Source organism: Streptomyces sp. T12 (assembly GCF_028736035.1).
Taxonomy (GTDB): Bacteria; Actinomycetota; Actinomycetes; order Streptomycetales; family Streptomycetaceae; genus Streptomyces.
Map to the genome: position 1 here is coordinate 8,125,078 of NZ_CP117866.1, position 23,422 is coordinate 8,148,499.

Annotated in this window: 22 protein-coding genes and 1 pseudogene; 9 read left to right on the plus strand and 14 right to left on the minus strand. The window is 70.1% G+C overall.

Features of this window, described 5'->3' with window-relative positions; all coding sequences use genetic code 11:
- Positions 1-146: 146 nt before the first annotated feature.
- On the minus strand, positions 147-1,061 hold the full coding sequence (locus PBV52_RS36530) for a LysR substrate-binding domain-containing protein (RefSeq protein ID WP_274244438.1): 915 nt from the start codon (positions 1,059-1,061) through the stop codon (positions 147-149).
- Positions 1,062-1,135: 74 nt separating this feature from the next.
- Between PBV52_RS36530 and PBV52_RS36535 the strand changes: the two genes are divergently transcribed.
- The 5 genes from PBV52_RS36535 to PBV52_RS36555 are packed head-to-tail and all read left to right on the plus strand — an operon-like array spanning position 1,136 to position 5,106.
- On the plus strand, positions 1,136-1,801 hold the full coding sequence (locus tag PBV52_RS36535; RefSeq protein ID WP_274244440.1) for an RraA family protein: 666 nt from the start codon (positions 1,136-1,138) through the stop codon (positions 1,799-1,801).
- Positions 1,798-2,463, plus strand: a complete 666-nt coding sequence (locus PBV52_RS36540; RefSeq protein WP_274244442.1) for an RraA family protein — start codon at positions 1,798-1,800, stop codon at positions 2,461-2,463. The genes PBV52_RS36535 and PBV52_RS36540 overlap by 4 nt, the downstream gene beginning before the upstream one ends.
- Entirely contained in the window at positions 2,460-3,098 is a 639-nt protein-coding gene (locus PBV52_RS36545) for an RraA family protein (RefSeq protein WP_274244444.1), read from the plus strand. Before PBV52_RS36540 ends, PBV52_RS36545 begins: the two co-directional genes overlap by 4 nt.
- A gap of 8 nt (positions 3,099-3,106) precedes the next feature.
- A complete protein-coding gene (locus PBV52_RS36550; RefSeq protein ID WP_274244446.1) occupies positions 3,107-4,288 on the plus strand; it encodes an aminotransferase class I/II-fold pyridoxal phosphate-dependent enzyme in 1,182 nt (393 codons plus the stop codon).
- Positions 4,285-5,106 carry an alpha/beta fold hydrolase gene (locus PBV52_RS36555; RefSeq protein WP_274244448.1) on the plus strand — a complete coding sequence of 274 codons (822 nt, stop codon included), beginning with the start codon at positions 4,285-4,287 and terminating at the stop codon, positions 5,104-5,106. The genes PBV52_RS36550 and PBV52_RS36555 overlap by 4 nt, the downstream gene beginning before the upstream one ends.
- 27 nt (positions 5,107-5,133) lie before the next feature.
- On the opposite strand, the gene PBV52_RS36560 is transcribed toward PBV52_RS36555, so the two are convergent.
- The 9 genes and pseudogenes from PBV52_RS36560 to PBV52_RS36600 all read right to left on the minus strand — a co-directional run bounded on the left by PBV52_RS36560 (position 5,134) and on the right by PBV52_RS36600 (position 12,589).
- Positions 5,134-5,985 (minus strand): CoA ester lyase, encoded by an 852-nt coding sequence (locus PBV52_RS36560; RefSeq protein ID WP_274244450.1) that lies wholly within the window; start codon positions 5,983-5,985, stop codon positions 5,134-5,136.
- A complete protein-coding gene (locus PBV52_RS36565) occupies positions 5,982-6,851 on the minus strand; it encodes a hypothetical protein (RefSeq protein ID WP_274244451.1) in 870 nt (289 codons plus the stop codon). The genes PBV52_RS36560 and PBV52_RS36565 overlap by 4 nt, the downstream gene beginning before the upstream one ends.
- An 83-nt stretch (positions 6,852-6,934) precedes the next feature.
- Positions 6,935-8,308, minus strand: a complete 1,374-nt coding sequence (locus tag PBV52_RS36570) for an MFS transporter (protein WP_274244454.1) — start codon at positions 8,306-8,308, stop codon at positions 6,935-6,937.
- A 97-nt stretch (positions 8,309-8,405) separates the two neighbouring features.
- Complete coding sequence (locus PBV52_RS36575; protein WP_274244456.1) at positions 8,406-9,518, minus strand: aldehyde dehydrogenase family protein; 1,113 nt, start codon at positions 9,516-9,518, stop codon at positions 8,406-8,408.
- 127 nt (positions 9,519-9,645) lie between these two features.
- A pseudogene (locus tag PBV52_RS36580) lies at positions 9,646-9,804 on the minus strand (aldehyde dehydrogenase); the annotation flags it as partial.
- A 26-nt stretch (positions 9,805-9,830) separates the two neighbouring features.
- Positions 9,831-10,436 carry a thiamine pyrophosphate-dependent enzyme gene (locus tag PBV52_RS36585; RefSeq protein WP_274244458.1) on the minus strand — a complete coding sequence of 202 codons (606 nt, stop codon included), beginning with the start codon at positions 10,434-10,436 and terminating at the stop codon, positions 9,831-9,833.
- On the minus strand, positions 10,436-10,972 hold the full coding sequence (locus tag PBV52_RS36590) for a thiamine pyrophosphate-binding protein (protein WP_274244460.1): 537 nt from the start codon (positions 10,970-10,972) through the stop codon (positions 10,436-10,438). Before PBV52_RS36590 ends, PBV52_RS36585 begins: the two co-directional genes overlap by 1 nt.
- Before the next feature lie 144 nt (positions 10,973-11,116).
- Entirely contained in the window at positions 11,117-11,557 is a 441-nt protein-coding gene (locus PBV52_RS36595; RefSeq protein WP_373921951.1) for an alpha/beta fold hydrolase, read from the minus strand.
- Positions 11,558-11,635: 78 nt separating this feature from the next.
- On the minus strand, positions 11,636-12,589 hold the full coding sequence (locus PBV52_RS36600; protein ID WP_274244462.1) for a LysR family transcriptional regulator: 954 nt from the start codon (positions 12,587-12,589) through the stop codon (positions 11,636-11,638).
- Between the two features lie 131 nt (positions 12,590-12,720).
- Between PBV52_RS36600 and PBV52_RS36605 the strand changes: the two genes are divergently transcribed.
- Both PBV52_RS36605 and PBV52_RS36610 read left to right on the plus strand, forming a co-directional pair.
- Entirely contained in the window at positions 12,721-13,929 is a 1,209-nt protein-coding gene (locus PBV52_RS36605; RefSeq protein ID WP_274244463.1) for a CaiB/BaiF CoA-transferase family protein, read from the plus strand.
- Between the two features lie 43 nt (positions 13,930-13,972).
- On the plus strand, positions 13,973-15,142 hold the full coding sequence (locus tag PBV52_RS36610) for an acyl-CoA dehydrogenase family protein (protein ID WP_274244465.1): 1,170 nt from the start codon (positions 13,973-13,975) through the stop codon (positions 15,140-15,142).
- 139 nt (positions 15,143-15,281) lie between these two features.
- On the opposite strand, the gene PBV52_RS36615 is transcribed toward PBV52_RS36610, so the two are convergent.
- The 4 genes from PBV52_RS36615 to PBV52_RS36630 form a co-directional block, all read right to left on the minus strand.
- Positions 15,282-16,313, minus strand: a complete 1,032-nt coding sequence (locus PBV52_RS36615) for a LacI family DNA-binding transcriptional regulator (protein ID WP_274244467.1) — start codon at positions 16,311-16,313, stop codon at positions 15,282-15,284.
- Positions 16,314-16,389: 76 nt separating this feature from the next.
- Positions 16,390-17,226, minus strand: a complete 837-nt coding sequence (locus tag PBV52_RS36620) for an ATP-binding cassette domain-containing protein (protein WP_274244469.1) — start codon at positions 17,224-17,226, stop codon at positions 16,390-16,392.
- Entirely contained in the window at positions 17,223-18,236 is a 1,014-nt protein-coding gene (locus PBV52_RS36625; RefSeq protein WP_274244471.1) for an ABC transporter permease, read from the minus strand. Before PBV52_RS36625 ends, PBV52_RS36620 begins: the two co-directional genes overlap by 4 nt.
- 181 nt (positions 18,237-18,417) lie before the next feature.
- A complete protein-coding gene (locus tag PBV52_RS36630; protein WP_274244473.1) occupies positions 18,418-19,434 on the minus strand; it encodes a sugar ABC transporter substrate-binding protein in 1,017 nt (338 codons plus the stop codon).
- A 225-nt stretch (positions 19,435-19,659) separates the two neighbouring features.
- On the opposite strand from PBV52_RS36630, the gene PBV52_RS36635 reads away from it, so the two are divergent.
- Together PBV52_RS36635 and PBV52_RS36640 are read left to right on the plus strand one after the other, a co-directional pair.
- Positions 19,660-20,622 (plus strand): carbohydrate kinase, encoded by a 963-nt coding sequence (locus tag PBV52_RS36635; RefSeq protein ID WP_274244475.1) that lies wholly within the window; start codon positions 19,660-19,662, stop codon positions 20,620-20,622.
- A gap of 227 nt (positions 20,623-20,849) precedes the next feature.
- The gene (locus PBV52_RS36640) at positions 20,850-23,408 is read left to right on the plus strand and encodes a GH32 C-terminal domain-containing protein (protein WP_274244477.1); all 2,559 of its coding nucleotides are present in this window, start codon (positions 20,850-20,852) and stop codon (positions 23,406-23,408) included.
- The last annotated feature ends 14 nt before the right edge of the window (positions 23,409-23,422 follow it).

Genomic DNA, 23,422 nt, shown 5'->3' on the forward strand with positions numbered 1-23,422 from the left:
TGGGATGGGGGATCCGCTGCCTCAGTCTTCGCGGGGGCGGTGAGAAGTCATTTCGACGCTCACCCGACGCTGATTCTGACGGGCTGTCAGGCGTATTGACCCGTTGGTCATGCCCGGTGGAATTCTCGTCCTCGACTCGTTCGCAGTCAGCTGTGCGGTGGCGGTGCCTGCGCTGTGGTCGTGGTCAGTTGGGTCGCTATGGCGGTGAGGCGTTCGGCCAGCGCACCGGGGGTGGATCTCGTCATGGCGGTGAGTTCGATGGTCGCCGTCGCGTGACGGAGGGGTCTGAAGCGGACGGCGGGGTGTGTCGCGGACGCCGCCGCGGCGGGAACGACGGTGACGCCGAGGCCGCATTCGACCATGGCGATCTGTGAGGTCACCGACCGTGCCCAGTGGGTCGGGACGGGGCTGAAACCGGCGGCTCGGCACAGGGTCGCCATGGCGTCGTGGTAGTCGGGCGAGATGTGGCGGTGCAGCCATACCCACGGAGCGCCCGCGAGGTCCGCCAGGTCCAGCGGTCCGGTGGCTGCGGCGGTGGGGTGTCGGAGCGGCAGGGCGGCGACGAACCGGTCGGCGAAGAGCGAGGTCGCCGTGGTGCCGCGTACGGGGGCGGTCTGGCGCACGATCGCCCAGTCGAGCGAGCGGTCGAGGAGCCCTGCCGCGGCCTCGTGGGTGTCGATCTCCTGGGTGCGGATCTCGACGTCCGGCAGGGCCGCGTGGAACCGCTCCAGCACCCGCGGCAGGGGCCAGGAGAAGGCCGAGGCGACGGCGCCCAGGCTCAGTCGTCCGCCGCGCCCGGTGGCGGCCTGGCGGGCGGCGGTTTCGGCTTCCTCGGCGTGCCGGATCAGGGCGCGGCAGTGGTCCAGGAACACGGTTCCGGCGGGGCTGAGGGCGACCGACCGCTGGGTGCGGTGCAGGAGTTCACAGCCGAGCTGCTGTTCCAGCTGCTTGATCGCCTGGGAGAGCGGCGGCTGGGACATCTGCAGCCGCCTGGCCGCACGGCCGAAGTGGAGTTCTTCGGCGACGGCGACGAAGTACCGGGCCTGTCGGATCTCGACCATGATTCGCGCAGCCTCTTACTGAGAGAGGAAATCAGACCTTCCGAATATATCTGCGGGCTGTTGAAGTGGAAGCCATGAGCAACTCCTCTCTCCTGGATCGTTTCGCGGCGCTCGACTCCGCCGCTGTCAGCGACGCGCTCGACCAGCTCGGGCTTCCCTGCGGAGTCGGCGGCATCAGCCCGGTGTGGGGTCCCGCAGCCGTCGTGGGATTCGCTGTCACGGTGGGGCTCGAAGCGCGAACCGAAGGGCCGGCCGGAGCCCACATCGCCACTACGGCCGTCGAGAGCGCGGACGACCAGAGCGTGATCGTCGTCGACAACCAGGGCCGCACCGACGTGTCGTGCTGGGGCGGCATCCTGAGCCTGGGCGCGTCCCGGCGCGGGGTTCGCGGTGTCGTCGCCGACGGCGTGTGCCGCGACGTGGCGGAGGCTCGCGAGCTGGGTTTCCCGGTGTTCTCGCGGGGGTCGATCCCGGCCACGGCGCGGGGCAGGTTGCAGCAGCGCTCCACCGGCGAGCCGGTCGGCGTCGCCGGGCTCACGGTCGAGCAGGGCGACGTCGTCCTCGCCGACGAGACCGGTCTCGTCGTCGTCCCGCGGGACCGGGCCGAGGAAGTGGCCGAGATCGCCACAGCGATCGTCGCCCGGGAGCGGGCCGTCGCGGACGAGGTCCGCGCGGGCGTGCCGCTGTCGCACGCCATGCACGACGCCCGCCTCGCCGGAGAGAAGGAGTCGGCTCGATGAGTGACCCCACCGCCACCGCGAACCTCGCCACCGATCCGTCCACCGCGTCGGTCTCCGACGCCCTCGACTCGCTCGGACTCCCCGGATCCCTCCACGGCATCGGCGCTCTGCGTCAGGGCCAGCGGACCATCGGGCCGGTCTTCACCGTGACCTACGAGCCGGTCGACGAGACCGGCGGCACGGTGGGCGACTTCCTCGACGACGTCCCCGCCGGCGCGGTGATCCTGATCGACAACGCCGGCCGCACCGACTGCACGGTGTGGGGCGGCATCATGAGCCAGACCGCCCACGCGCGCGGCATCGCGGGCACGGTCATCAACGGCACCTGCCGCGACGTCGCCGTCGCCTGCGCCGCCGGTTACCCGATCTGGTCGGTCTCCCGGTTCATGCGCACCGGCAAGGACCGCGTCCGCGTGGCCGCGATCCAGACGCCCCTCACCATCGACGGCGTGCTCATCCACCCCGGCGACATCCTCGTCGCGGATGACGACGGCGCCGTCGTGGTCCCGGCCGCCCGCTGGGACGAGGTCGCGGACGTCGCCCGCCGTATCGACCGCGTCGAGGAGGCCATCGTCGAGGCCGTCCGCGGCGGCGCCACGCTCGCCGAGGCGCGAGCGCGGCACGGCTACCACTCGCTCCAGACTCGGAAGGACCCCTCGTGAACGACTGCGTCACCAACGACCGCGTCGCGAGCGACCTCGCCCGCGGCCACTCCAGCGCGACCCTGTCCGAGGCGTCCGGACTCCCCGTGGCGCTGTCCCCGGAGATCCGACCGCTGTGGGCCGGTGCCCGGCTGTGCGGCCCGGCGTTCACCGTGCAGGGCGCAGGCGGCGACAACCTCGCCCTGCACCACGCCGTACTGCAGGCCCCGCCCGGGTCCGTCCTGGTCGCCGACCTCGGCGGCGCCCCCTTCGGTCACTGGGGCGAGATCCTCACGGTGGCCGCCCAGCACCGGGACATCGCGGGCCTGCTCATCGACGGCGGCGTCCGCGACGCCGACGAGATCAAGGCGCTCGGCTTCCCGGTCTTCTCGCGCAACAACGCCATCCTCGGCACCCGCAAGGACTTCCGCGGCGTTCTCGGGCGCCCCGTCGACGTCGGTGGGGTCACGGTCCACACCGGTGACCTCGTCGTCGGGGACATCGACGGAGTCGTGGCGCTTCCCGCGTCCGACACCGACCGGATCCTGGACCGCGCCGACGCGCGCGTCGCCCACGAGAACGAACTCATGCAGAGACTGCGGGAAGGCCACAGCACACTCGACCTGTACAACAACTTCGAAGCCGCCGGGCGGTGACGACCCCTATGACGGACAACCCGATCTTCGCCGTGGCCGCCAAGGCCGAAGCGCTACGGGCCCAGGGCGCGGACATCATCACCCTCGCCGCCGGCGAACCCCAGGCGGCCACCAGCGCCGCGGTCGTGGAGGCCGCCGTGGCCGCCGTCCGTGACCCCGCCACCCACCACTACGGAACGGCCCAGGGCGACCCCGCCCTGCGCGCGCTCGTCGCCACCGCCCTCGCAGGCGACACCCAACTCCCCTGGAGCGAGGACGACGTTCAGATCGCCCTCGGAGCGAAGCACGCCCTCTTCCTCGCCACCCAGGCCCTGATCGACACCGGCGACGAGGTCCTGGTCGCCGCGCCCGGCTGGCCCGGGCACGCCGAGGTCGTCACCGCGGCCGGCGGCGTCCCCGCCCAGGTCGCCACCGACGACGAGTTCCGTGTCCAGGCCGAGGCCCTCGACCGCTGCCGTACCCCGCGCACCCGGGCGGTGATCCTCTCCAGCCCCGGCAACCCCACCGGCGCCGTCCATCCCGAGTCCCACTTGCGGCAGATCGCCGACTGGGCCGAGCGGCACGGCATCTGGGTCGTCAGCGACGACATCTACCGGGCGTTCGACTACACCGGCACCTACCGGTCGATCCTCAGCGTGTCTCCACAACTGCGCCCCCGTACCGTCGTCGTGGGCGGAGTGTCCAAGGAACACGCCATGACCGGCTGGCGCGTCGGCTGGCTCGCGGCGCCGCCGGAGGTCATCGCCTCGGCGCGGCTGCACGTGTCCCGCACCATCACCCACGTCCCGACGGTCAACCAGCGGGCCGCCCTCGCCGCCCTGGGCGACACCGGCACGCCCGTCGAGGCCGCCCGCGACTACCGGCGCCGGCGCGCGCTGCTCGTGGACGCGCTGAACGACATCGACGGCATCGACTGCCCGTTGCCCGACGGCGGCATGTTCGCCTTCCCCGACGTCAGCCGGCTCCTGAGCGACCGCGGCTGGACCACCAGCGCCGACCTCGCCGCGTGGCTCCTCGACACCGCCCATCTCGCGGTCGTACCCGGCGAGGCGTTCAACGCCCCCGGACGCATCCGGGTGTGCTTCGCCGTCGACGACGACACACTGATCACCGCGATCGAACGACTGCGGACCGCCCTCGGGCCCACGGAGCACGAGCCGGTCGTACACCAGTTGGAGGAGGCCCGATGAGCGCCGTCAGGAAACTCGAACGCTTCACGCTCCCGCTCACCGTCGGCGGTACCCGCGTCGAGGTGTCCGGCCTCCACCGCGGTGGCACCGGCACGCCCCTGGTGTTCCTCCACGGCTTCGGCTCGACGAAGGAGGACTACGCGGACGTCGTCCAGCAGGCACAGCTCGCCGACCGCCCCGTACTGGCCTACGACGCACCCGGCTGCGGCGCCAGCACCTGCTCCGACCTCGGCGCCGTCTCCATCCCCTTCCTCGTCTCCGTCGCCGAACAGGTCCTCAAGGCGCGGCAGATCGACCGGTTCCACATCGTCGGGCACTCGATGGGCGGCCTGACCGCACTCCTGCTCGCCGACGGTGACCCCGGCAGGGTCGCGAGCTTCACCAACATCGAAGGCAACGTCGCACCCGAGGACTGCTTCCTCAGCCGCCAGATCGTCACCCACGCCCACGACGATCCCGACGAGTTCCTCGCCCGGTTCGCCGAACGCGTCGGCGGGTCACGCTTCTACGGCGGCGCCCTGTACGCGTCGAGCCTCCCCCACAAGGTCCGGGCCGGAGCGGTCAGGGCGATCTTCGAGTCCATGGTCGACCTCTCCGACCACGGCAAGCTGCTCGACCGTTTCCTCGGCCTCCCCGCGCCGAAGATGTTCATGTACGGGGAGCAGAACAACTCGCTGTCCTATCTCCCGGCGCTGGCCGAAGGCGGTGTCGAGCTCGCCGAGATCAGCCACTGTGCGCATTTCCCGATGTACTCCAACGCGCCGGAGATGTGGGCCCGCATCGCTGACCTCGTCTCACGCGCCGACGCCGGAACCTGACGACACGAGCCTGTCGGCCGGCCGCTGTCAGGTTGCGGTGTGCGGTCCGTGCGGTCCGTGCGGTCCGTGCGACCCGCACGGACCGTGGGCCAGTGCCAGGACGCGTCGTGCGCGTTCCAGCACCGGCTTGTCGACCATGTGCCCGGCGACCGTGGTGACCGAGTCCCCGGCGTCGAGGACCGCGCGCGCCCACCGCACTTCCTCGGCCGAGGGCGCGAACCCCTCGGCCACTCGGGGGAGTTGGCGCGGGTGGATGCAGAGTTTGCCGGTGAAGCCCAGCCGTCGGGCTTGGGCGATGTCGGCGGAGAGCGTGTCCATGTCCCGTACGGCGGTGGTGACGCCGTCGATGGGCGGGCAGATGCCCGCTGCGGCCGAGGCGACGACCAGTCTGGAGCGGGCGTGGGCAAGCGCCGTGTGGTCGTCGTGGGCGACGCCGAGCTGGGCGGCGAGGTCGACGTTGCCGAAGGCGGCACGGGTGACGCCCGGTGCGGCGCACACCTCGCGCGCCCGTTCCACGCCGAGTGCGGTCTCGACGAGTGGGACGAGGTCGCATCGGCCGGCCGTCCGGGCGGCCAGGTCGGCCAGTACGGCGGAGTCCTCTGCCTTGGGCACCATGACCGGGCAGCCGTGGTCGGCCGCCACGCGCAGGTCGGCCTCGGACCACGGGGTCCCGGGCGCGTTGATCCGTACGATCGCGCGGTTGCCCAGGGCGAGCCAGGCCGCGGCGTTGTCGCGGGCGCGGTCCTTGTCCTCGGCGGCGACTGCGTCCTCAAGGTCGATGATCACCACGTCGGCGCCGGAGGAGGCGGCCTTGTCGAAGCGGTCGGGTCGGTGTCCCGGCACGAAGAGGAGGCTGCGAGCGGAAGGGGTCGGGGTCACGCGAAGGTCACCTCCGCCGCGGCGTGCCGTTCCTCCCGATGGGTGGCGATGCGCAGTTCGGCGCGGTCGCCGCGGGGCGTACCGCAGGCCACGAGGTGTTCGCCGGCGAACACCGGCCGACGCAGCCGGTACGACAGGGAGCGCACCCGTCGGTCGGGGGCGTGGCGGCGGGCGAGTTCCAGCATGAGCAGAGCCAGCAGGGGGCCGTGGACTACGACTCCGGGATAGCCCTCCTCCTCCCGGCAGTACAGGGCGTCGTAGTGGATGCGGTGGGCGTTCGCGGTGAGGGCGCTGAAGCGGAAGAGCAGCGCAGGGTCGGGGCGTAGGGGAAGCTGCCACGGCTCGTCGGGGTGGGGGTGGGCGGACTCGTCGACGGCGGCCGGGTGTTGTCCGGCACTGCGTCCGGACCGGTAGACGATGTCCTGCTCCTCGACGAGGCACGTCCGGCCGTGCTGGCGGAACTCGCGGCGCTCGGTGACGAACAGCATCTCCCCGGTGCGCCCCCGCTTGGCGGTCACGGAACCGAGGGAGCTGACTCGTTCGGCGGGTTCGCCGAGGCGGAGCGGCTCGGTGATCTCGCAGCGGCCGCCGGCCCACATGCGCTGCCGGTGGGGGAGCGGCGGCAGGAAGTGGCCGTTCGACGGGTGGCCGTCGGCGCCGAGTTCCCGCCCGGCGGGCCAGTTCAGGAAGTAGAGCCACTGCCACAGCGGGGGGAGCGGCTCGCCGGCCTTCGGGCTGGGGTCGGGCAGGTTCAGGACTGCCGACAGGGCCGCCGCCGGGCCGACGCCCAGCGGGTCCTCGTCCTTGACCGGCCCGGGAGTCCACGACTCCACGTAGGTGCTGAGCGGGGGTGGGGTAGGGTGCATCGTCCGTCTGTCCTTCTTGTGCGTCTGGCCTTCTGGCCGTCTGGCCTTCTGTCCTGGTGGTCCTGCGTGCGGCTGGGCCGTGGTCAGGTGAGCGGTGCTGCCTTCGGTCGGGTACGGGAAGCAGGGGTCTCGGGAGCCTCGGCGGCCTCCAGGAGCGACGTGCGGGACGGCTCGGGTACGAGGAGGGTGGCCAGGAAGGTCAGTGCGATGCACCCGGTGACGTACCAGAAGAAGCCCCTTTCGTGGCCGCTGTTCTTGAGGCCCAGCGCGATGGGTTCCGTCATCCCGCCGAAGGTTGCGGTGACCAGGGCGTGCGGGAGGCCGACGCCCAGGGCCCGGACCTTGGTGGGGAACATCTCCGCCTTGATGATGGCGGCCAGGGCCGAGTAGCCGCTCACGAAGGTGAGGGCGATCGTCATCAGCAGGAAGGCGATCCACGGATTGGCGGTATGGCCGAGGAAGGTCATGATCGGGACGGTGAGCAGCATGCCGCCGACGGAGAAGACGAACATCACCGGGCGTCGTCCGACGCGGTCGGACAGATGGCCGGTCACCGGCTGGAGCAACATGTAGACGAACAGCGCGGCGAAGCCGATGACGGAGACCGTCGACTTGGGGATGCCCGCGGTGTTCACCAGGTACTTCTGCAGGTATGTGGTGTACGTGTAGAAGGCGACGGTGCCGCCGATGGCCAGCCCGAAGACGGCGATCAACTGGCGCGGGTACTCGGCGAACAGGGCCCGCAGCCCCTTGCGCTCCTTGACGACCGGATCCTGTACGGCGGCTCTCGCCTGCTCCTCCTGGAAGTGCCGCGACTCCTCCATGGTCCGGCGCAGGTACATCACGATTAGGCCGGCGACAGCGCCGATCGCGAAGGGGATACGCCAGCCCCAGCTCTGCAGCTGGTCCTCGGTCAGCAGGTTCTGCAGCACGATCATCACGAGCAGCGCGGCGAGCTGGCCGAGCACGATGGACACGTACTGGAAGCTGGAGTAGAAGCCCCGTCGGCCGGGCGGGGCGATCTCGGCGAGGTAGGAGGCGCTGGAGCCGAACTCGCCGCCGACGGACAGCCCTTGGGTGAGCCTCGCCAGCACCAGGAGGGCCGGTGCCCAGAGACCGATGGTGTCGTGGGAGGGGGTGAACGCGATGGTCAGTGAGCCGATGCTCATGAGCGTGACCGACAGGGTCAGTGCCCGGCGGCGGCCGAAGCGGTCGGCGTACGCGCCGAGCAGCCAGCCGCCGAGCGGGCGCATCAGGAAGCCGACGGCGAAGACGACTGCTGTGGACAGGAGTTGGGCCGTCTGGTTGCCCTTGGGGAAGAACACGGACGCGAAGTAGACGCTGAAGGTGGCGTAGACGAACCAGTCGTACCACTCGACGAGGTTGCCCAGACAGCCGCGTACGACGTTGGCGGTGACCCGGGTCGGTGCGGGGACGGGGGTGCCGGACTGCGACATGGGAAGCTCCGTTGCTCGTGTCGCCGGGAGATGTCCTTGTGGGGTCCTGTGGTCCTTGTGGAGCCTTGCGGGGTCCTTGGGGGCCTTGGGGGGCCTTTCAGCGCAGGACGAACGGATTGCCGGTGGCCGCGCCGGTGTTGATCCAGACGCTCTTGTCCTCCAGGTACGCCGTGATGGCGCCGATGCCGTTCTCGCGGCCGATGCCGGAGTCCTTGAAGCCGCCGAAGGGCGTCAGGTAGCTGACCGCGCGGTAGGTGTTGACCCAGACGGTGCCGGAGCGGATGCGGTCGGCCATGCGGAAGGCGCGGCCGATGTCGCCGGTCCAGACGCCGGCGCCGAGGCCGTAGCGGCTGTCGTTGGCGAGCGCGACGGCCTCCTCCTCGTCGTGGAAGGGGATGACCGCGAGGACGGGACCGAAGACCTCCTCCTGGGCGATGCGCATGCTGTTGCGCACGCCGGTGAAGACGGTCGGTTCGACGAACCGGCCTCCGACGTCCGCGGCCTTGCCGCCGAGGGCGAGCCGGGCGCCTTCCCGCTGCGCGATGTCGATGTAGTCGAGGACCTTGGCGTACTGGGCCGCGGTGGTGATGGGTCCCACCTGGGTGGCCTCGTCCATGGGGTCGCCCATCCGGGCGGTGCGCGCGAGGTCGACCAGGCGGCCCACGACCTCGTCGTGCACGCTCTGCTGCACCAGGAGCCGGGAGCCGGCGATGCAGGTCTGTCCGGTGGCGGCGAAGATGCCGGAGACGGCGCCGTTGACGGCGGCGTCCAGGTCGGCGTCGGCGAAGACGATGTTGGGTGACTTGCCGCCGAGTTCGAGGCTGACGTGCTTGAAGTCGCGCGCGGCGGCCTGGTTGATGCGGCGGCCGGTGGCGTCCGAGCCGGTGAACGTGATCTTGCGGACGAGGGGGTGCTCGACGAGGGCGGATCCGACGTCCTGGCCGAAGCCGGTGACGACGTTGACCACACTGGGCGGCAGCCCCGCCTCGTGGAGGAGCCGGACCAGTTCGACGGTGGAGGCGAAGGTGAACTCCGACGGTTTGATCACCACCGTGCAGCCGGCCGCGAGCGCCGGGGCGATCTTCCAGGCCAGCAGCAACAGCGGGGCCACGCGGCGGTAGCCGCACATTGAATGCAGCCAGGGCGTGATGACCGCGACGACCCCGACGGGCTCCTTCTTCGTGTAGGCGAAGTAGCCCTTCTTGTCCAACGGGGGGACGGTGCCCTCGACCTTGTCGGCGAGCCCGCCGTAGTAGTGGAACCACTGGGGGACGTAGCAGTCGGAGCAGCGAGCCGCGGGCGCCGGCGGTGAGTTCGGCCCAGGGTCCGCTGTGCAGGGCGCGGTGGGCGGCTCGGACGGCGTCGTCGACGTCTTCCGCGGTGCCCTTGGCGATCTCGGCCCATGGGGTGCCCAGGTAGGGGTTGTCGGTGGGGAACCATTCGCCCGCGCCGGGCTTGCGGCTCTCCCCGTCGATGAACATCTCGTAGCGCTGCATGGGGGGAGTCCCGTCGGCTAGGTCGGCTAGAAGGTGCTCAGGCCGAGTGCGGCGCGGAAGGAGTTCTTGTTGGCGACGCCGTCGCGGGGCGGCAGGGCGCGCGGCGGCTCGTCGGTGGTGATCAGCACCTGTGCGTACGTCGTCGCCGCGCGCGCCTTGATACGTGTGGCGAGGTCGTCCGTCTGGTCGAGGTCGGTGATCCGCAGGGTGTCGCGGATGCCGAAGCCCTGGGCGACGGCGACGAGGTCGGTGCCCAGGCCGGTGTGGCTGGGCTGCATGCCGGTTTCGCCGAAGTGGGCGTTGTCCAGCACCACGACCGTGAGGTTGGGCGGGAGCTGGGCGCCGATCGTGGCCAAGGTGCCGATGCCCATGAGGTGTTCTCCGTCCCCGGTGATGGCGACGACCGGGCGGTCCGGCTGGGCCAGGGCCAGGCCGAGGGCGAGCGGGGCGGCGGCGCCCATCGCGCCCCAGAGGTAGAAGGTGCCGGGCCGGTCACCGGCGGCGAAGACGTCGTAGCTGGGCGAGCCGAGGCCGGTGACGATCAGGGCGTCCTCGGGAAGGCGGCCGATCAGGTCGGCGACGAAGCGGCGCCGGTCGAGGCGGGGGAGAGGGGTGGTCATCAGTGCGGTCATCAGTCGCGCTCCCACTTCTTGCGGCCGATCAGCTTCTGTCCGAGGAGCACGGCGACGCGCTCACCGGCCTCGAACACCGAGTCCAACGCCGCCTCGACGGTCTCCTCGACGTCCTCGGGGTCGTCGGCCCGCAGGACGGTGATGCCCATGAGTTCCAGGGCCTGCTGGGTGGTGCGGCCCATGGGGCCCTGCCACGGATTGAACTCGGCGTACTCGCCGCGCATCGTCACCAGCGTGAGGAAGGGGAACCAGGCCATCTGCAGCAGGGAGAACATGTTGACGCAGTTGCCGACGCCACTGCTCTGCATCAGCAGCACCGCCCGCTGACCGCCCAGCCATGCCCCGCTGACCACGGCGACACCCTCCTCCTCGGTGGTCAGCACCACGTCATGGATGGCGGGGTCGCGTCGGGCCTCACGGATGGTGTGGGCGTGCCCGGAGTCCGGGACGTAGGCGATCTGCTGGACTCCGCGCTTCTTGAGCGCGGTGAACACGTCCTCCTGCCAGGAGGGTGCCGGGGCATGTGTCTGGCTCATCCGTAGCGACTCCGCTGATCGGTCGGCTCAAGGTGCCACACATCATGGGTGCTGATGGATGAGGTTGGACAATAGAAAGACGTGATACCCGCATGCCTCGCTCGCATAGCAGGGAGCCGCAGGCCCCGATGACCTGTGGTTCGGCTACGACCGTTCGTTGAGGAACGTCTCGACGAGCGGACCGGCCTCCGCGCGGCACTCCTCGAAGCAGGCGTGGCGGGCGCCCGGGAACAGATGCGTCCGGGCGTCGGGGATACGGGTGGCGAGCAGGGGGAGGTTGTCCAGCGGAGTGAGCCGGTCCTGGTCACCGTGCGGGATCAAGGTGGGCGCGGTGATGAGGGGGGCCAGGCCGGGGGAGTACGTGAGGTCGGTCAGCGCCAGCCGGGCGGCCTCCGGGTCCGGCTGGGCCAGGGCCCGTCGTACGGACCTGTCGCGCTCGACGGCGTGCGGGCCGCCGGGGGAGGGTAGCCCAGGACGAGTCGCCGCACGCGGTCCGGATGGTGGGCGGCGATCCTCCCCCAGAGTAGGTACCCCCAGCGACCCGGCCGCCCATGGAGGTGCCGTACACGTCGGCCCGCTCGACATCCGCGGGCGATGGCGGTGAGCTGAGGGCCGGTGTCGTTCACGGGGGCTCCGGCGATGGTGTCCTCGGGGTACTGCGCGTCACTCGTCCTCGGCGGCAACGTCGGTGCCCTGGATCCGGGCGGACGGCCATCTGCCCTGGGCCACCGCCGAGTTGACCCTGCGGACCAGCTCACGCGCGACGACCTCCACGGCGGGCGGGGTGCGCCCGGACCGCGGAGTGCCGAGGACGACCGAGCGCCACACGTCGGGCTCGCTCAGCGGTGCGGCACTCAGGTCGCCGTGCGCGACATCCTCGGCGATGCCGACGCCGGGCAGCACCGTCCAGCCGTGCCCCGCCCGGACGAGCTGCTTCTGCACCCGCATGGAGTTGGTCTGCACGACGACGTCCAGGGCGGAGCCGGCGCGCACCGCCGCCGCGTCGATCAGCCGGCGCAGCGCATGCCCCGAGGCGGGCATGACGAGCGGATGCCCCGCCGCCTCCGCGAACGGCACCGGACGGTCGGCGCGCAGGCCGGCCGACGGCGGAGCGACCGCCCACAGACGCTCGCGCACCAGCGGGTGGGCGTTGAGCGAGGGCGTGCTGTCCAGGTTGTAGAGCAGGGTCAGATCCAGGTCGCCGTCGTCGAGCCACTGCTGGAGGTGCCCCGAGTAGGCGGTCATCAGGCGAAGTTCGACGCCGGGATGGCTGCGGGCGACGGCGGTCACCAGCGGCTCGGAGAGCAGGTCGCTGGTGCTTTCCAACAGGCCGACGGTGACGATGCCGGACACCTCGCCCGGGGCCGGTTGCACCTCGGCACGGGCCCGCTCCAGCTCGTTCAGGGCCCGCCGGGCACGGTCGACCATGATCGCGCCCGCCTCGGTGGGCCGCATGCCCGTCCCGGTCCGCTCGAAGAGGTCGACGCCGAGTTCCTGTTCCAGGGTGCGGATCTGCCGGGTCACCGCGGGCTGCACCAGATGCAGCAGCTCCGCGGCACGCGTGACGCTGCCCACCTCGGCGACCGTGACGATCGCCTTGAGCTGCTTGATGTCCAAAAGGGGGCCTTCCTTCCACCGCCATCCGGAGCGAGCATGGGGGTATCACGCATTGCTATTTCACTGACATCACCATGACCATCCATGATGGTAGCCCCGGCACGGGACCCGCATCCTCCTGGAGGTCGCCCATGACCGAGCTCCCCGAAGCGTCCGAAGCGCTGCCGCTGGCCGGCGTCACCGTCGTCAGCGTCGAGCAGGCGGTGGCCGCCCCCTTCGCCACCCGCCAGCTGGCCGACCTCGGCGCCCGGGTCATCAAGGTGGAGCGGCCGGGCGGAGGTGACTTCGCCCGACGCTACGACACCACGGTGCACGGCGAGTCCAGTTACTTCGTGTGGCTCAACCGGTCCAAGGAGTCCGTCACGCTCGACCTGAAGTCGGAGGCGGGAAGGGCCGTCCTGGAACAACTCCTCGCAGACGCGGACGTGTTCGTGCAGAACCTTGCCCCCGGTGCGGCCGCACGAATGGGCCTGGGCGCCGATGCGCTCGCCGAACGCTTTCCCTCTCTCATTCCGTGTTCCCTCTCGGGCTACGGCTCCAGCGGCCCGTGGGCCGACCGCAAGGCATACGACCTGCTGGTGCAGTGCCAGACCGGCCTCGTCTCGCTCACCGGCAACGAGCACGGCTCCGCCCGTGTCGGCGTATCGATCGCCGACATCGCCGCAGGCATGTATGCCTACTCCGGCATCCTCACCGCCCTGTTCACCCGCGCCACCACCGGCGTCGCCCGTGCCGTGGAGGTCTCGCTGTTCGAGGCACTGGCCGAGTGGGTCAGCCAGCCCGCCTACTACACCCGCTTCGGCGGCACCCAGCCCCCGCGCCTCGGCACCCAGCACGCCACCATCGCCCCGTACGGCGCCTACACCGCCGCCGACGGCAAGGACGTGCTGTTCTCCATCCAGAACGAGCGCGAATGGGCCGCCCTGTGCGGTCGGTTCCTCGGCCTGCCGAGGCTCGTCGCAGATCCACGCTTCGCCACCGGATCCGCCCGAGTGGCCCATCGTGAGGAGCTGAACGCGATCGTGGCCGAGCGCTTCGACGAGCTGAACAGTGATGAGGTGATGAAACTGCTGGATGAGGCGGGCATCGCCAACGCGGGGGTGAACGACGTGGCGGCGTTCCTTGACCACCCGGTGCTCAGCAGCCGGAACCGCCGACGGGACGTACGGATCGCCGGCGGAGCCACGGTGGAGGCGCTGCTGCCGCCGGCGGACCTGGCCGGCCTCGCTCCGCGCATGGATCCCGTCCCCGCGGTCGGCGAGCACACCGAGACGATCCTGGCCGAGCTGGGGTACAGCACGGCCGACATCGACAGCCTGAGGGCCGAACGCGTCATCTGAACAGCCCTTCGCCACCCGCTAGTTCAGCAAGGAGCCTCGCCCCATGAGCACCCTCGACATCCTGTCCGAGGACGAGCAGTTCATCGTCCATACGGTGCGCGACTTCGTCGACAAGGAGGTGAAACCGGTCGTCCGGGAACTGGAGCACGCGAACACCTACCCCGAGGCTCTGATCGAGCAGATGAAGCGGCTCGGCGTCTTCGGCCTCGCCGTCCCCGAGGAATACGGCGGCACCCCGGTCTCCACCCCGTGCTATGTCCTGATCACCGAGGAACTGGCCCGCGGCTGGATGAGCCTGGCCGGCGCGATGGGCGGCCACACCGTGGTCGCCAAGCTGCTGCTGCACTTCGGCACGGAGGAGCAGAAGCGCCGGTACCTGCCGAAGATGGCCACCGGCGAGATCCGCGCGACCATGGCCCTGACCGAGCCGGGCGGCGGCTCGGACCTGCAGGCCATGCGCACGGTCGCCCGCAAGGACGGCGATCGCGGATACGTGGTCGACGGGGCGAAGACCTGGATCACCAACTCCCGCCGGTCCGGCCTGATCGCCCTGCTGTGCAAGACGGATCCGGACGCCGTCCCCGCCCACCGGGGCATCTCGATCCTGCTGGTCGAACACGGTCCCGGTCTCACCGTCTCCCGCGACCTGCCCAAGCTCGGCTACAAGGGAGTGGAGAGCTGCGAGCTGTCCTTCGAGGACTACCGGGCCCCGGCCGACGCCGTACTCGGCGGTGGGGAGGGGAAGGGCTTCGCGCAGATGATGAAGGGCCTGGAGACCGGACGCCTCCAGGTCGCCGCCCGCGCGCTCGGCGTCGGCCGGGCGGCGTTCGAGGACTCCCTCGCCTACGCCCAGGAGCGGGAGTCGTTCGGCAAGCCGATCTGGAAGCACCAGTCGGTCGGCAACTACCTGGCGGACATGGCCACTTCACTGACTGCGGCCCGTCAGCTCACCCTGTACGCGGCCCGGGAGGCGGATGCCGGCCGTCGGGTGGACATGGAGGCGGGGATGGCGAAGCTGTTCGCCTCCGAGACCGCCATGCAGATCGCCCTCAACGCTGTGCGCGTCCACGGCGGTTACGGCTACTCCACCGAGTTCGACGTCGAACGCTACTTCCGTGACGCCCCGCTGATGATCGTCGGCGAGGGCACGAACGAGATCCAGCGGAACGTCATCGCGAGCCAGCTCGTCAAGCGCGGTGGTCTGGACGCATGAGGAGCGGTGCCCGTCCTGAGCAGTGGCCGCTCCAGAGCCGGGTCAGGGCGGAGGGAGAAGCAGCGGACACCCACCCGGCCACTGCGTGTTGGATCCACCACTACCCACCCTCGTCTCGAATGGTACGGAGGCGACCCGCTCATGCCTCCCGCGCGCCGAGCACAGGCTGCTCGCCCGAGCCTCGGACGATCAGGCGGGTGGGGACCGTGATGGTCCGTGCCCGAGATCGGTCGCCGTCCAAGCGGGCGAGGGCGGCCGTCGCTGCTGTTCTGCCGATTTCCCCGGGGTCCTGGGCGACGACGGTCAGGGCCGGTTCGAGGGCCTCGGCGAGCGAGACGTCGTCGAAGGCGACGACGGCGACGTCCTTGCGCTTGCTGCGGGCGAGTTGGGCGACTATTCCCAGGGCCATGATGTTGTTGCCGGCGTACAGGGCCGTGGGGGCATCGGCCAGGTCGAGCAGCTTCGAGGTCGCGGCCTCGGCCCCCTGTTGGTCGTGTGCGCTGACGACCAGTGAGCGATCGTAGGGAATGTCGGCTTCCTGCAGGGCGGCGCGGTAGCCGGCGAGGCGTTCGCGGCGGGTGTAGAGCTTGGTGGGCAGGTCGCCGATGAAGCCGATGCGCCGGTGTCCGTGGGCGATCAGGTGGGCGACGCCCTCGTGGGAGCCGTCCCGGTTGGAGCTGACGACGCTGTCCGTGGCCAGGCCCGCGCCGGGGCGGTCGATGAAGACCACGGGCAGTCCCGCGGTGCGGTGGGCCTTGAGGTGGCAGTGGTCGGCGCCGACGGACGGCACGACCATGAGGATGCTGACGCGGCGGGCGAGGAACTTGTCCGTCAACGAGCGCTCGCGGTCGGGATCGTCCGCGGAGGAGCCCACGAGCAAGGTCAGGCCACGGTCGCGGACCGTGTCCTCGATGCTCCTGGCCACGGCTCCGAAGAACGGGTTGGCCAGGTCGGGGATGACCAGTCCGATCGTGGTGTCGGGTCCTCCGACCCGGATGTTGCGGGCCATGAGGTTCGGCTGGAAGCCGAGCTTGGCAACGGCGGCGAGAACCTGCTCCCTGGTCTGTTCCGAGGCGTATCCGTCCTCGTTGAGAACCCGGGAGACGGTCTTGGCGCTGACGCCCACTTCTCGGGCGACGTCTGCCATGGTCGGGCGGCGGTTCGCTGCCATGGAGGAAACGGTCTCCTGTGCTCGTCGGTCCCGGCCGCGGCCTCGGCCGGAACCTGTGAGTGCTGCGGTCCTGTCGTCAGTTGGCCTGGACTCCCGCGGCCTTCGCCGCCTCGGAATCCGCCACGACAGTACCTCCGGCCGCATCGACGGTGAGTGCGCCGGTCATGATGGCCACGACCTCCGCCATGGAGTAGTCGGACGGCTTGATCACGGCGGCGCGCCGGCCCAGCCGGTGGACGTGGATCCGGTCGGCGATCTCGAAGACGTGCGGCATGTTGTGGCTGATCAGGACCACCGGCATGCCCTTGTCCCGGACTCGGCGGATGAGGTCCAGAACCTGCCCCGACTCCTTGACGCCGAGCGCGGCGGTGGGCTCGTCCATGACGACGACACTGCGCGCCCAGGCGACGGAACGGGCCACCGCGACGGCCTGCCGCTGTCCGCCGGAGAGCGTCTCGACCGCCTGCGTCAGCGAGCGCAGACCGATCTTCAGGTCCGCCATGTGCTCGGCGGCCTCCTGACGCATGCGCTTCTTGTCGAGCATGCGGAAGACACTGCCGAGGACACCGGGGCGGCGCAGCTCGCGCCCGAGGAACATGTTCGAGGCGATGTCCATGGACGCGGCCACGGCGAGGTCCTGATAGACCGTCTCGATGCCGTGGGCACGGGCACTCTGCGGCCCGGAGAACTGGATCGGCTTGCCGTTGAGGCGTATCTCGCCCTCGTCCGGGACCACCGCACCGGTGAGGGCCTTGATCAGGCTGGTCTTGCCCGCTCCGTTGTCTCCGATGACGGCGAGGACCTCGCCGGGCATCAGGTCGAAGTCGGCGCCGTCGATGGCGGTGACGTGGCCGTAGCGCTTGACCAGACCGCGGGCCTGAAGGACAGGGGTGGGGGAGGTCGTGGCGCTCATCGGGCCTTCTTCCGGGAGATCTGGTCGACGGTCACCGCGAGGATCACCAGGACGCCGGTGATCAGGGTCTGGTAGATGGAGGCGACGCCCATCAGCTGCAGGCCGTTGCGGAAGACACCGACGATGAGGACGCCGATGAAGGTGCCAAGCACCGAACCGCGTCCGCCGAAGAGGCTGGTGCCGCCGAGGACCACGGCGGTGATGCTGTCGAGGTTGTCGGTCTGGCCGGCCTGCGGGTCGCCGACTCCGGTGCGGGAGATGAGCAGCAGGGCGGCGAGGCCGTAGAGGAGACCCGCCACGGTGTAGACGCCGATGGTCAGGCGGGAGGTGCGGATGCCGTTCAGCCGCGCCGCTTCCTGGCTGTTGCCCAGCGCGTAGACGTGCCGGCCCCAACCGGTGCTGCTCAGCGCGTAGGCGAGGAGGAGGAACAGGCCGATGGTGACCAGGGAGCCGTAGGTGATGTCGGTGTGGCCGAGCGGGAACGTCTCCCCGAGCGCCGTCAGCGGGCCCGGCAGGTTGGTGACCGTCTGCTCCTCGGAGTAGATGTGGGTCAGCGCGAACGCCACGTTGAGCATGCCGAGGGTGACGATGAACGGCGGCAGCGGGATCTTCTGCACCAACAGCCCGTTGAGCAGACCGAATCCGCCGCAGACGGCGATGCCCACGGCGATGGCGACGAGCGGGGGCATGGAGCCCTCGGCGGCCATCTTGGCGATCATGATGCTGCCGAAGGCCATGACGGCACCGCACGACAGGTCGATGCCCGCCGTGAGGATGATCAGGGTCTGGCCGATGGCGAGGGTGCCGACGACCATGACCTGCTGCACGATCAGCGAGAAGTTGCCGCCCGTGAGGAACTGGTCGGTCGAGAAGGAGAAGAAGGCGCAGGCCAGGAGGAGGGCGGCCAGCGGGCCGGTGGTGGGTGCCGTGAGCAGTCTGCGGGCCGTGGTCGGCGCTTTGAGCTCGGCATACGGCGAGGACGTGCTCGGAGGCGTGGACGTGGCGGTCATGCGGAGTCCTTGTCGGAAGACAGAGTCCTTGTCCGTCCCCGTCCGTCCTCGTGGGAGGAACCGGAGGAATCGAAGAAGTCGGAGGACAAGGGCACGAGGCGGCCGTCCCCACGGTCGGGGAGGAGGGGGCGGCCGCCCCGCTTAAGGGGGAGGCGGCGAACGTACGGTCGTCGGGGGCGGCTCAGCCCCAGCAGTTCTCCAGGCCGTAGGCGGTGTCCTTGGACGTGACCCCGTCCTGCGCCTTGTCGGTGATCAGGGTGACGCCCGTGTCCGTGTAACCGGACGCCTTCTTGCCGTCCTTGGCGTACGCCACGACGGCCTTGACACCCTCGGCGGCCATCTTCAGCGGGTACTGCTGGGACGTCGCGGCGATCTTGCCGTCCTTGACCGCCTGGGTGCCGGTGCAGCCGCCGTCGACGGAGACGATCAGCACGTCCTTCTCCCGGCCCTTGGCCTTCAGCGCGGTGTACGCGCCCAGGGCGGCCGGTTCGTTGATCGTGTAGACGACGTTGATGCCGGGTTCCTTCTGGAGGCAGTTCTCCATGGCGGTCTGGCCCTTGGCCTGGTCGCCGCCGGTGTCCTGGGCGCAGGCGACATCCTTCTCGGTGGCGCCGAAGCCCTTCAGGAAGCCGTCGTGCCGCTGGACGCCGACGGAGACGCCCGGCGCGAGGTCGAGGGCGGCTATCTTCGCCGTCTTGCCCTTCATGGCGGCCTTGGCGTACTCGCCGATCAGCTCGCCCGCCTTGAGGTTGTCGGTGGCGAAGAGGGCGTCGACCGCGCTCTCCGGGTCGGTCGGGGTGTCCAGGGCGATGACCAGAACACCCTTGGCCTTGGCCTTCTCGATCGCGGGCACGATGGCCTTGGAGTCGCTCGGGGTGATCAGGATGCCCTTCACGCCGGCGGCGACCATGTTCTCGAGGGCGGTGACCTGCCCGGCGTTGTCCCCGTCGAACTTGCCTGCGGCGGTGGACAGTTCGGCGCCGTTCTCCTTGGCGGCCTTCTCCGCGCCCTCCTTCATCTTCACGAAGAACGGGTTGGTGTCGGTCTTGGTGATCAGACCGACCTTGACGCTGCCCGAACCGGAGCCCGTGGAGTCCGAACCGGAGCCGGATCCGCAGGCCGTCAGGGTGAGGGCCGCGACGCCCGTGACGGCGGCCGCTCTGAGGAGGGAGGAGGACAGACGAGTGGTGCGAGGCATGTTCGACTCCTGAGGTGTGGCGAGCGGCACGGGGTGGGTGTCAGAGCATGCCGCCCGGGTGTCATCGTTGACTTATGTCATCGTTGACACTGCATGGCGAGGATGATGGACTCCGGCTCCCGGAAACGTCAATGCCTTGCACGCGTCACAAGTCCGCAACGTCCCCTGCGGCCGCCCGTTTCGTGCCCGCTTTTTTGCCCGTACGTTCGCAGAGAAGAGCAGCCCATGAGCCCGCGCCAGATCACCGTCCTGGGAGAGTGCGTCGCGGACGCGTTCGTCGATCCCGCCAGCACCTCGAACGAACTCGCCCTGCGTGTGCTGCCCGGCGGCGGACCTGCGAATACGGCGGTGTCACTGGCCCGCCTCGGCACCCCGGCCCGCTTCCTCGCGCGGTTGTCGGGCGATGTGTTCGGCCGCCTGTTCCGTGCCCACCTGGAGACATCCGGGGTGGACCTGTCGAGCGCCGTCCCGGCCGCGGAGCCCAGCACGCTGGCCGTGGCGGAGCTGGACGCCCAGGGGCAGGCCGCGTTCTCCTTCCATGCGCAGAACACGGCGGACTGGCAGTGGACGGCACAGGAACTGGCGCGGGTGGACCTGTCCGAAACCGCCTGCGTGCACACCGGATCCCTGGCCCTGGTGCAGGAACCGGGGGCCGCGGTGGTGGAGGACTTCCTGGCGGCGGCCGCCCCGCACGCGACCATCAGCATCGACCCCAATGTCCGGCCGCTGCTGGTGCACCCCGACGTCTACCGCGCCCGGCTGGCGCACTGGTGCGCCCTCGCGGACGTGCTCCGGCTGAGCGAGGACGACCTGGAACTGCTGCTGCCGGGCACGTCGCCCGAGGAGGCGTGCGACCTCTGGCACGCGGCCGGAGCGCGGCTCGTGGTGATCACACGTGGCGCCGACGGCGCCCTGGCCTCGCTCGACGGCGAACGGGTCGAGGTGCCTGCCGTGCCGACGAACGTCGTCGACACGGTCGGAGCGGGGGACTCCTTCACGGCGGGGCTGCTGCACCACCTCGGCGTCCGCGGACTGCTCGGTGGCCGGCTGACGGAAATCCGTCTCGACGACGTCGCGGAAGCCTGCCGGTTCGCCGCCCGGGTCGCGGCCCTGACCTGCTCGGTTGCCGGCCCCAACCCCCCGTGGCAGAGCCAGTTGGAGCAGCTGGCCACGGCCGATCACACCTGACGGACAGTCGGGCCGCGCAGCGGACATCACGGCCGAACCGTTGACGCGTTGGCGGGATTGCGTCCATCATCGGGCCACTCGATGTCATCGATGACACAAGTCAACGTTGACACCCCGTCCCCTTTTCGGCGCCGTGGACGACGGCGTCGGCAAGGCGTCACTTTTCGGTCGGTTCCGCGCCGGGCATCAGGCTCCGCTGCGCGGACGGCCGCGGCACAGGAGACACCATGAGCTCTGAACGTGTATCCCGGCATGCCCGTATACGGATGATCGCGGCGGTGGCGACCGTCTGTGCCCTGTCTGCAGCCCCGCTTGCCCCCCAGGCCGTCGCCGCAGACATCTCGCCGTACTCCGAGACCTACCGGCCCCAGTTCCACTTCACCCCGGAGAAGAACTGGATGAACGACCCCAACGGCCTCGTGTACCACAAGGGCGAGTACCACCTCTTCTACCAGTACAACCCCAACGGCAACTCGTGGGGCGACATGTCCTGGGGGCACGCGGTGAGCACCGACCTCGTGCACTGGAAGGAGCTGCCGCTCGCCCTGTCGCACGACGACAAGGAGATGGTGTTCTCCGGCAGCGCGGTCGTCGACTGGAACAACAGCACCGGGTTCGGTACCAAGGAGAACCCGCCCATGGTGGCGATCTACACCAGCTACGCCAAGGACACGGGCATCCAGGCCCAGTCGCTCGCCTACAGCACCGACCGCGGCCGCACCTGGACCAAGTACCAGGGCAACCCGGTCATCGACATCGGCTCCAGGGAGTTCCGCGATCCCAAGGTCCAGTGGTACGCGCCGACCAAGAGCTGGCTGATGACGGTGTCTCTGTCCACCGAGCACAAAGTGCAGTTCTACTCGTCCAAGAACCTCAAGGACTGGAAGCTCCAGAGCGAGTTCGGACCGGCCGGTGCGACGGGCGGCGTGTGGGAGTGCCCCGATCTGTTCCCCCTCGCGGTCGACGGGGACAAGAACAACATCAAGTGGGTCCTCGTCGTCAACATCAACCCCGGCGGTATCGCGGGCGGTTCGGCCGCCCAGTACTTCATCGGTGACTTCGACGGCAAGAAGTTCACCGCCGAGGACAAGGGCACCTACACCCCGCCCACCGGCACGGTGGTGCAGGACTTCGAGAACACCGACTTCGGCGCGTGGACGACCACCGGCACCGCGTTCGGCGCCGGACCGGCGGCCGGGGCGGTGGAGGGACAGGGCGCCGTCTCCGGCTTCGACGGCACGGGCCTCGCCAACAGCTTCCACGGCGGTGACGCGGCCACCGGCATCCTCACCTCGCCCGAGTTCACCGTCGACAGCCGCTACCTGAACTTCAAGGTCGGTGGCGGACGGCACCCGCACGAACCCGGGACGCTCCTGGAGCAGGGAGACCCGCCCGCGGGGACGGTCCTGGCCGACTTCGAAGGAGGCAGCTACGGCGACTGGACGACGACCGGAGACGCCTTCGGCTCGGCACCGGCCACCGGCACCCTCCCCAACCAGCAGGAAGTCTCCGGATTCCGGGGCAATGGCCTGGTCAACAGCTACCTGAACGGCGACTCCACCACCGGCACCCTCACCTCGCCGGAATTCACCATCGACAAGGACTACGTCAACTTCCTCGTCGGCGGCGGCAACCACCCCGCCGGCTCCGACAACCCCACCGCCGTCGAACTCCTCGTCGACGGCCAGGTGGTGCGCAGCACGACCGGAAAGGACGGCGAGGCGCTCAACTGGGCCTCCTGGGACGTCAAGGTCCTCGCCGGCAAGAAGGCGCAGATCAGGATCGTCGACGACAACAGCGGCGGCTGGGGCCACATCAACGTCGACCACGTCATGCTGTCCGACGCTTTGGCCCAGCCGGTCTCCCAGGAGACCTCCGTCAACCTGGTCGTCGACGGCCAGATCGTCCGCAGCGCCACCGGCGCCAACAGCGAGGCCCTGGACTGGGCGTCCTTCGACCTGCGTCCCTACGCCGGCAAGAAGGCGCAGATCCAGGTCGTCGACATGAACACCGCCGGCTGGGGCCACATCCTGGCCGACCGGTTCACCGCCGCCGACGCCCCCGCCAAGTCGGTCGTACAGCGCGCCGACTGGGCCGACTACGGCAAGGACTACTACGCGGCCGTGTCCTGGGAGAACGCACCGGGCGGCAAGCGCTACATGATCGGCTGGATGAACAACTGGGACTACAGCGGAGCCATCCCCACCTCCCCCTGGCGTGGCGCGCAGAGCATCCCCCGGGAGATGGCCCTGCGTACGGTCGACGGCCGGATCCGGCTGACCAGCAAGCCGGTGAACAGCGTGGCGTCCCTGCGGCAGGACCCGGTGTCCGCGACCGGGGTCACCGTCAAGAACACCGCCCAGCCCCTCATCGGACCCGCGGCCAAGGGCAAGGCGCTCGACATCGAGGCGACCTTCTCCCTCAAGGACGCCGAACGCTTCGGCCTGAAGGTGCGCACCGGCGCAGGCGGCGAGGAGACCGTCATCGGCTACGACACCACGACACAGGAGCTGTACGTCGACCGCACCCGCTCCGGCGCCGTGGACTTCAACAGCACCTTCCCCGGTGTCCAGACCGCACCGCTGAAGGCCAAGAACGGCAAGGTGAAGCTGCGGATCCTCGTCGACTGGTCGTCCGTCGAGGTCTTCGGCGGCAGCGGCGAGGCCGTGATCACCGACCAGATCTTCCCCGACCCCGCCGGCCAGGGAGTGGAGGTCTTCGCCGAGAACGGCTCGGTGAAGCTGGACCAGGCCGTCGTCTGGCACCTCGACTCCGCCCACAACTGACAAGGACACGAGAC

Coding starts and splice junctions, on each gene's coding strand:
- PBV52_RS36530 (WP_274244438.1), bottom strand. CDS start 1,061: ATGGTCGAGATCCGACAGGCCCGGTACTTCGTCGCCGTCGCCGAAGAA.
- PBV52_RS36535 (WP_274244440.1), top strand. CDS start 1,136: ATGAGCAACTCCTCTCTCCTGGATCGTTTCGCGGCGCTCGACTCCGCC.
- PBV52_RS36540 (WP_274244442.1), top strand. CDS start 1,798: ATGAGTGACCCCACCGCCACCGCGAACCTCGCCACCGATCCGTCCACC.
- PBV52_RS36550 (WP_274244446.1), top strand. CDS start 3,107: ATGACGGACAACCCGATCTTCGCCGTGGCCGCCAAGGCCGAAGCGCTA.
- PBV52_RS36555 (WP_274244448.1), top strand. CDS start 4,285: ATGAGCGCCGTCAGGAAACTCGAACGCTTCACGCTCCCGCTCACCGTC.
- PBV52_RS36565 (WP_274244451.1), bottom strand. CDS start 6,851: ATGCACCCTACCCCACCCCCGCTCAGCACCTACGTGGAGTCGTGGACT.
- PBV52_RS36570 (WP_274244454.1), bottom strand. CDS start 8,308: ATGTCGCAGTCCGGCACCCCCGTCCCCGCACCGACCCGGGTCACCGCC.
- PBV52_RS36585 (WP_274244458.1), bottom strand. CDS start 10,436: ATGACCGCACTGATGACCACCCCTCTCCCCCGCCTCGACCGGCGCCGC.
- PBV52_RS36590 (WP_274244460.1), bottom strand. CDS start 10,972: ATGAGCCAGACACATGCCCCGGCACCCTCCTGGCAGGAGGACGTGTTC.
- PBV52_RS36595 (WP_373921951.1), bottom strand. CDS start 11,557: ATGTCGAGCGGGCCGACGTGTACGGCACCTCCATGGGCGGCCGGGTCG.
- PBV52_RS36605 (WP_274244463.1), top strand. CDS start 12,721: ATGACCGAGCTCCCCGAAGCGTCCGAAGCGCTGCCGCTGGCCGGCGTC.
- PBV52_RS36610 (WP_274244465.1), top strand. CDS start 13,973: ATGAGCACCCTCGACATCCTGTCCGAGGACGAGCAGTTCATCGTCCAT.
- PBV52_RS36615 (WP_274244467.1), bottom strand. CDS start 16,313: ATGGCAGCGAACCGCCGCCCGACCATGGCAGACGTCGCCCGAGAAGTG.
- PBV52_RS36620 (WP_274244469.1), bottom strand. CDS start 17,226: ATGAGCGCCACGACCTCCCCCACCCCTGTCCTTCAGGCCCGCGGTCTG.
- PBV52_RS36625 (WP_274244471.1), bottom strand. CDS start 18,236: ATGACCGCCACGTCCACGCCTCCGAGCACGTCCTCGCCGTATGCCGAG.
- PBV52_RS36630 (WP_274244473.1), bottom strand. CDS start 19,434: ATGCCTCGCACCACTCGTCTGTCCTCCTCCCTCCTCAGAGCGGCCGCC.
- PBV52_RS36635 (WP_274244475.1), top strand. CDS start 19,660: ATGAGCCCGCGCCAGATCACCGTCCTGGGAGAGTGCGTCGCGGACGCG.
- PBV52_RS36640 (WP_274244477.1), top strand. CDS start 20,850: ATGAGCTCTGAACGTGTATCCCGGCATGCCCGTATACGGATGATCGCG.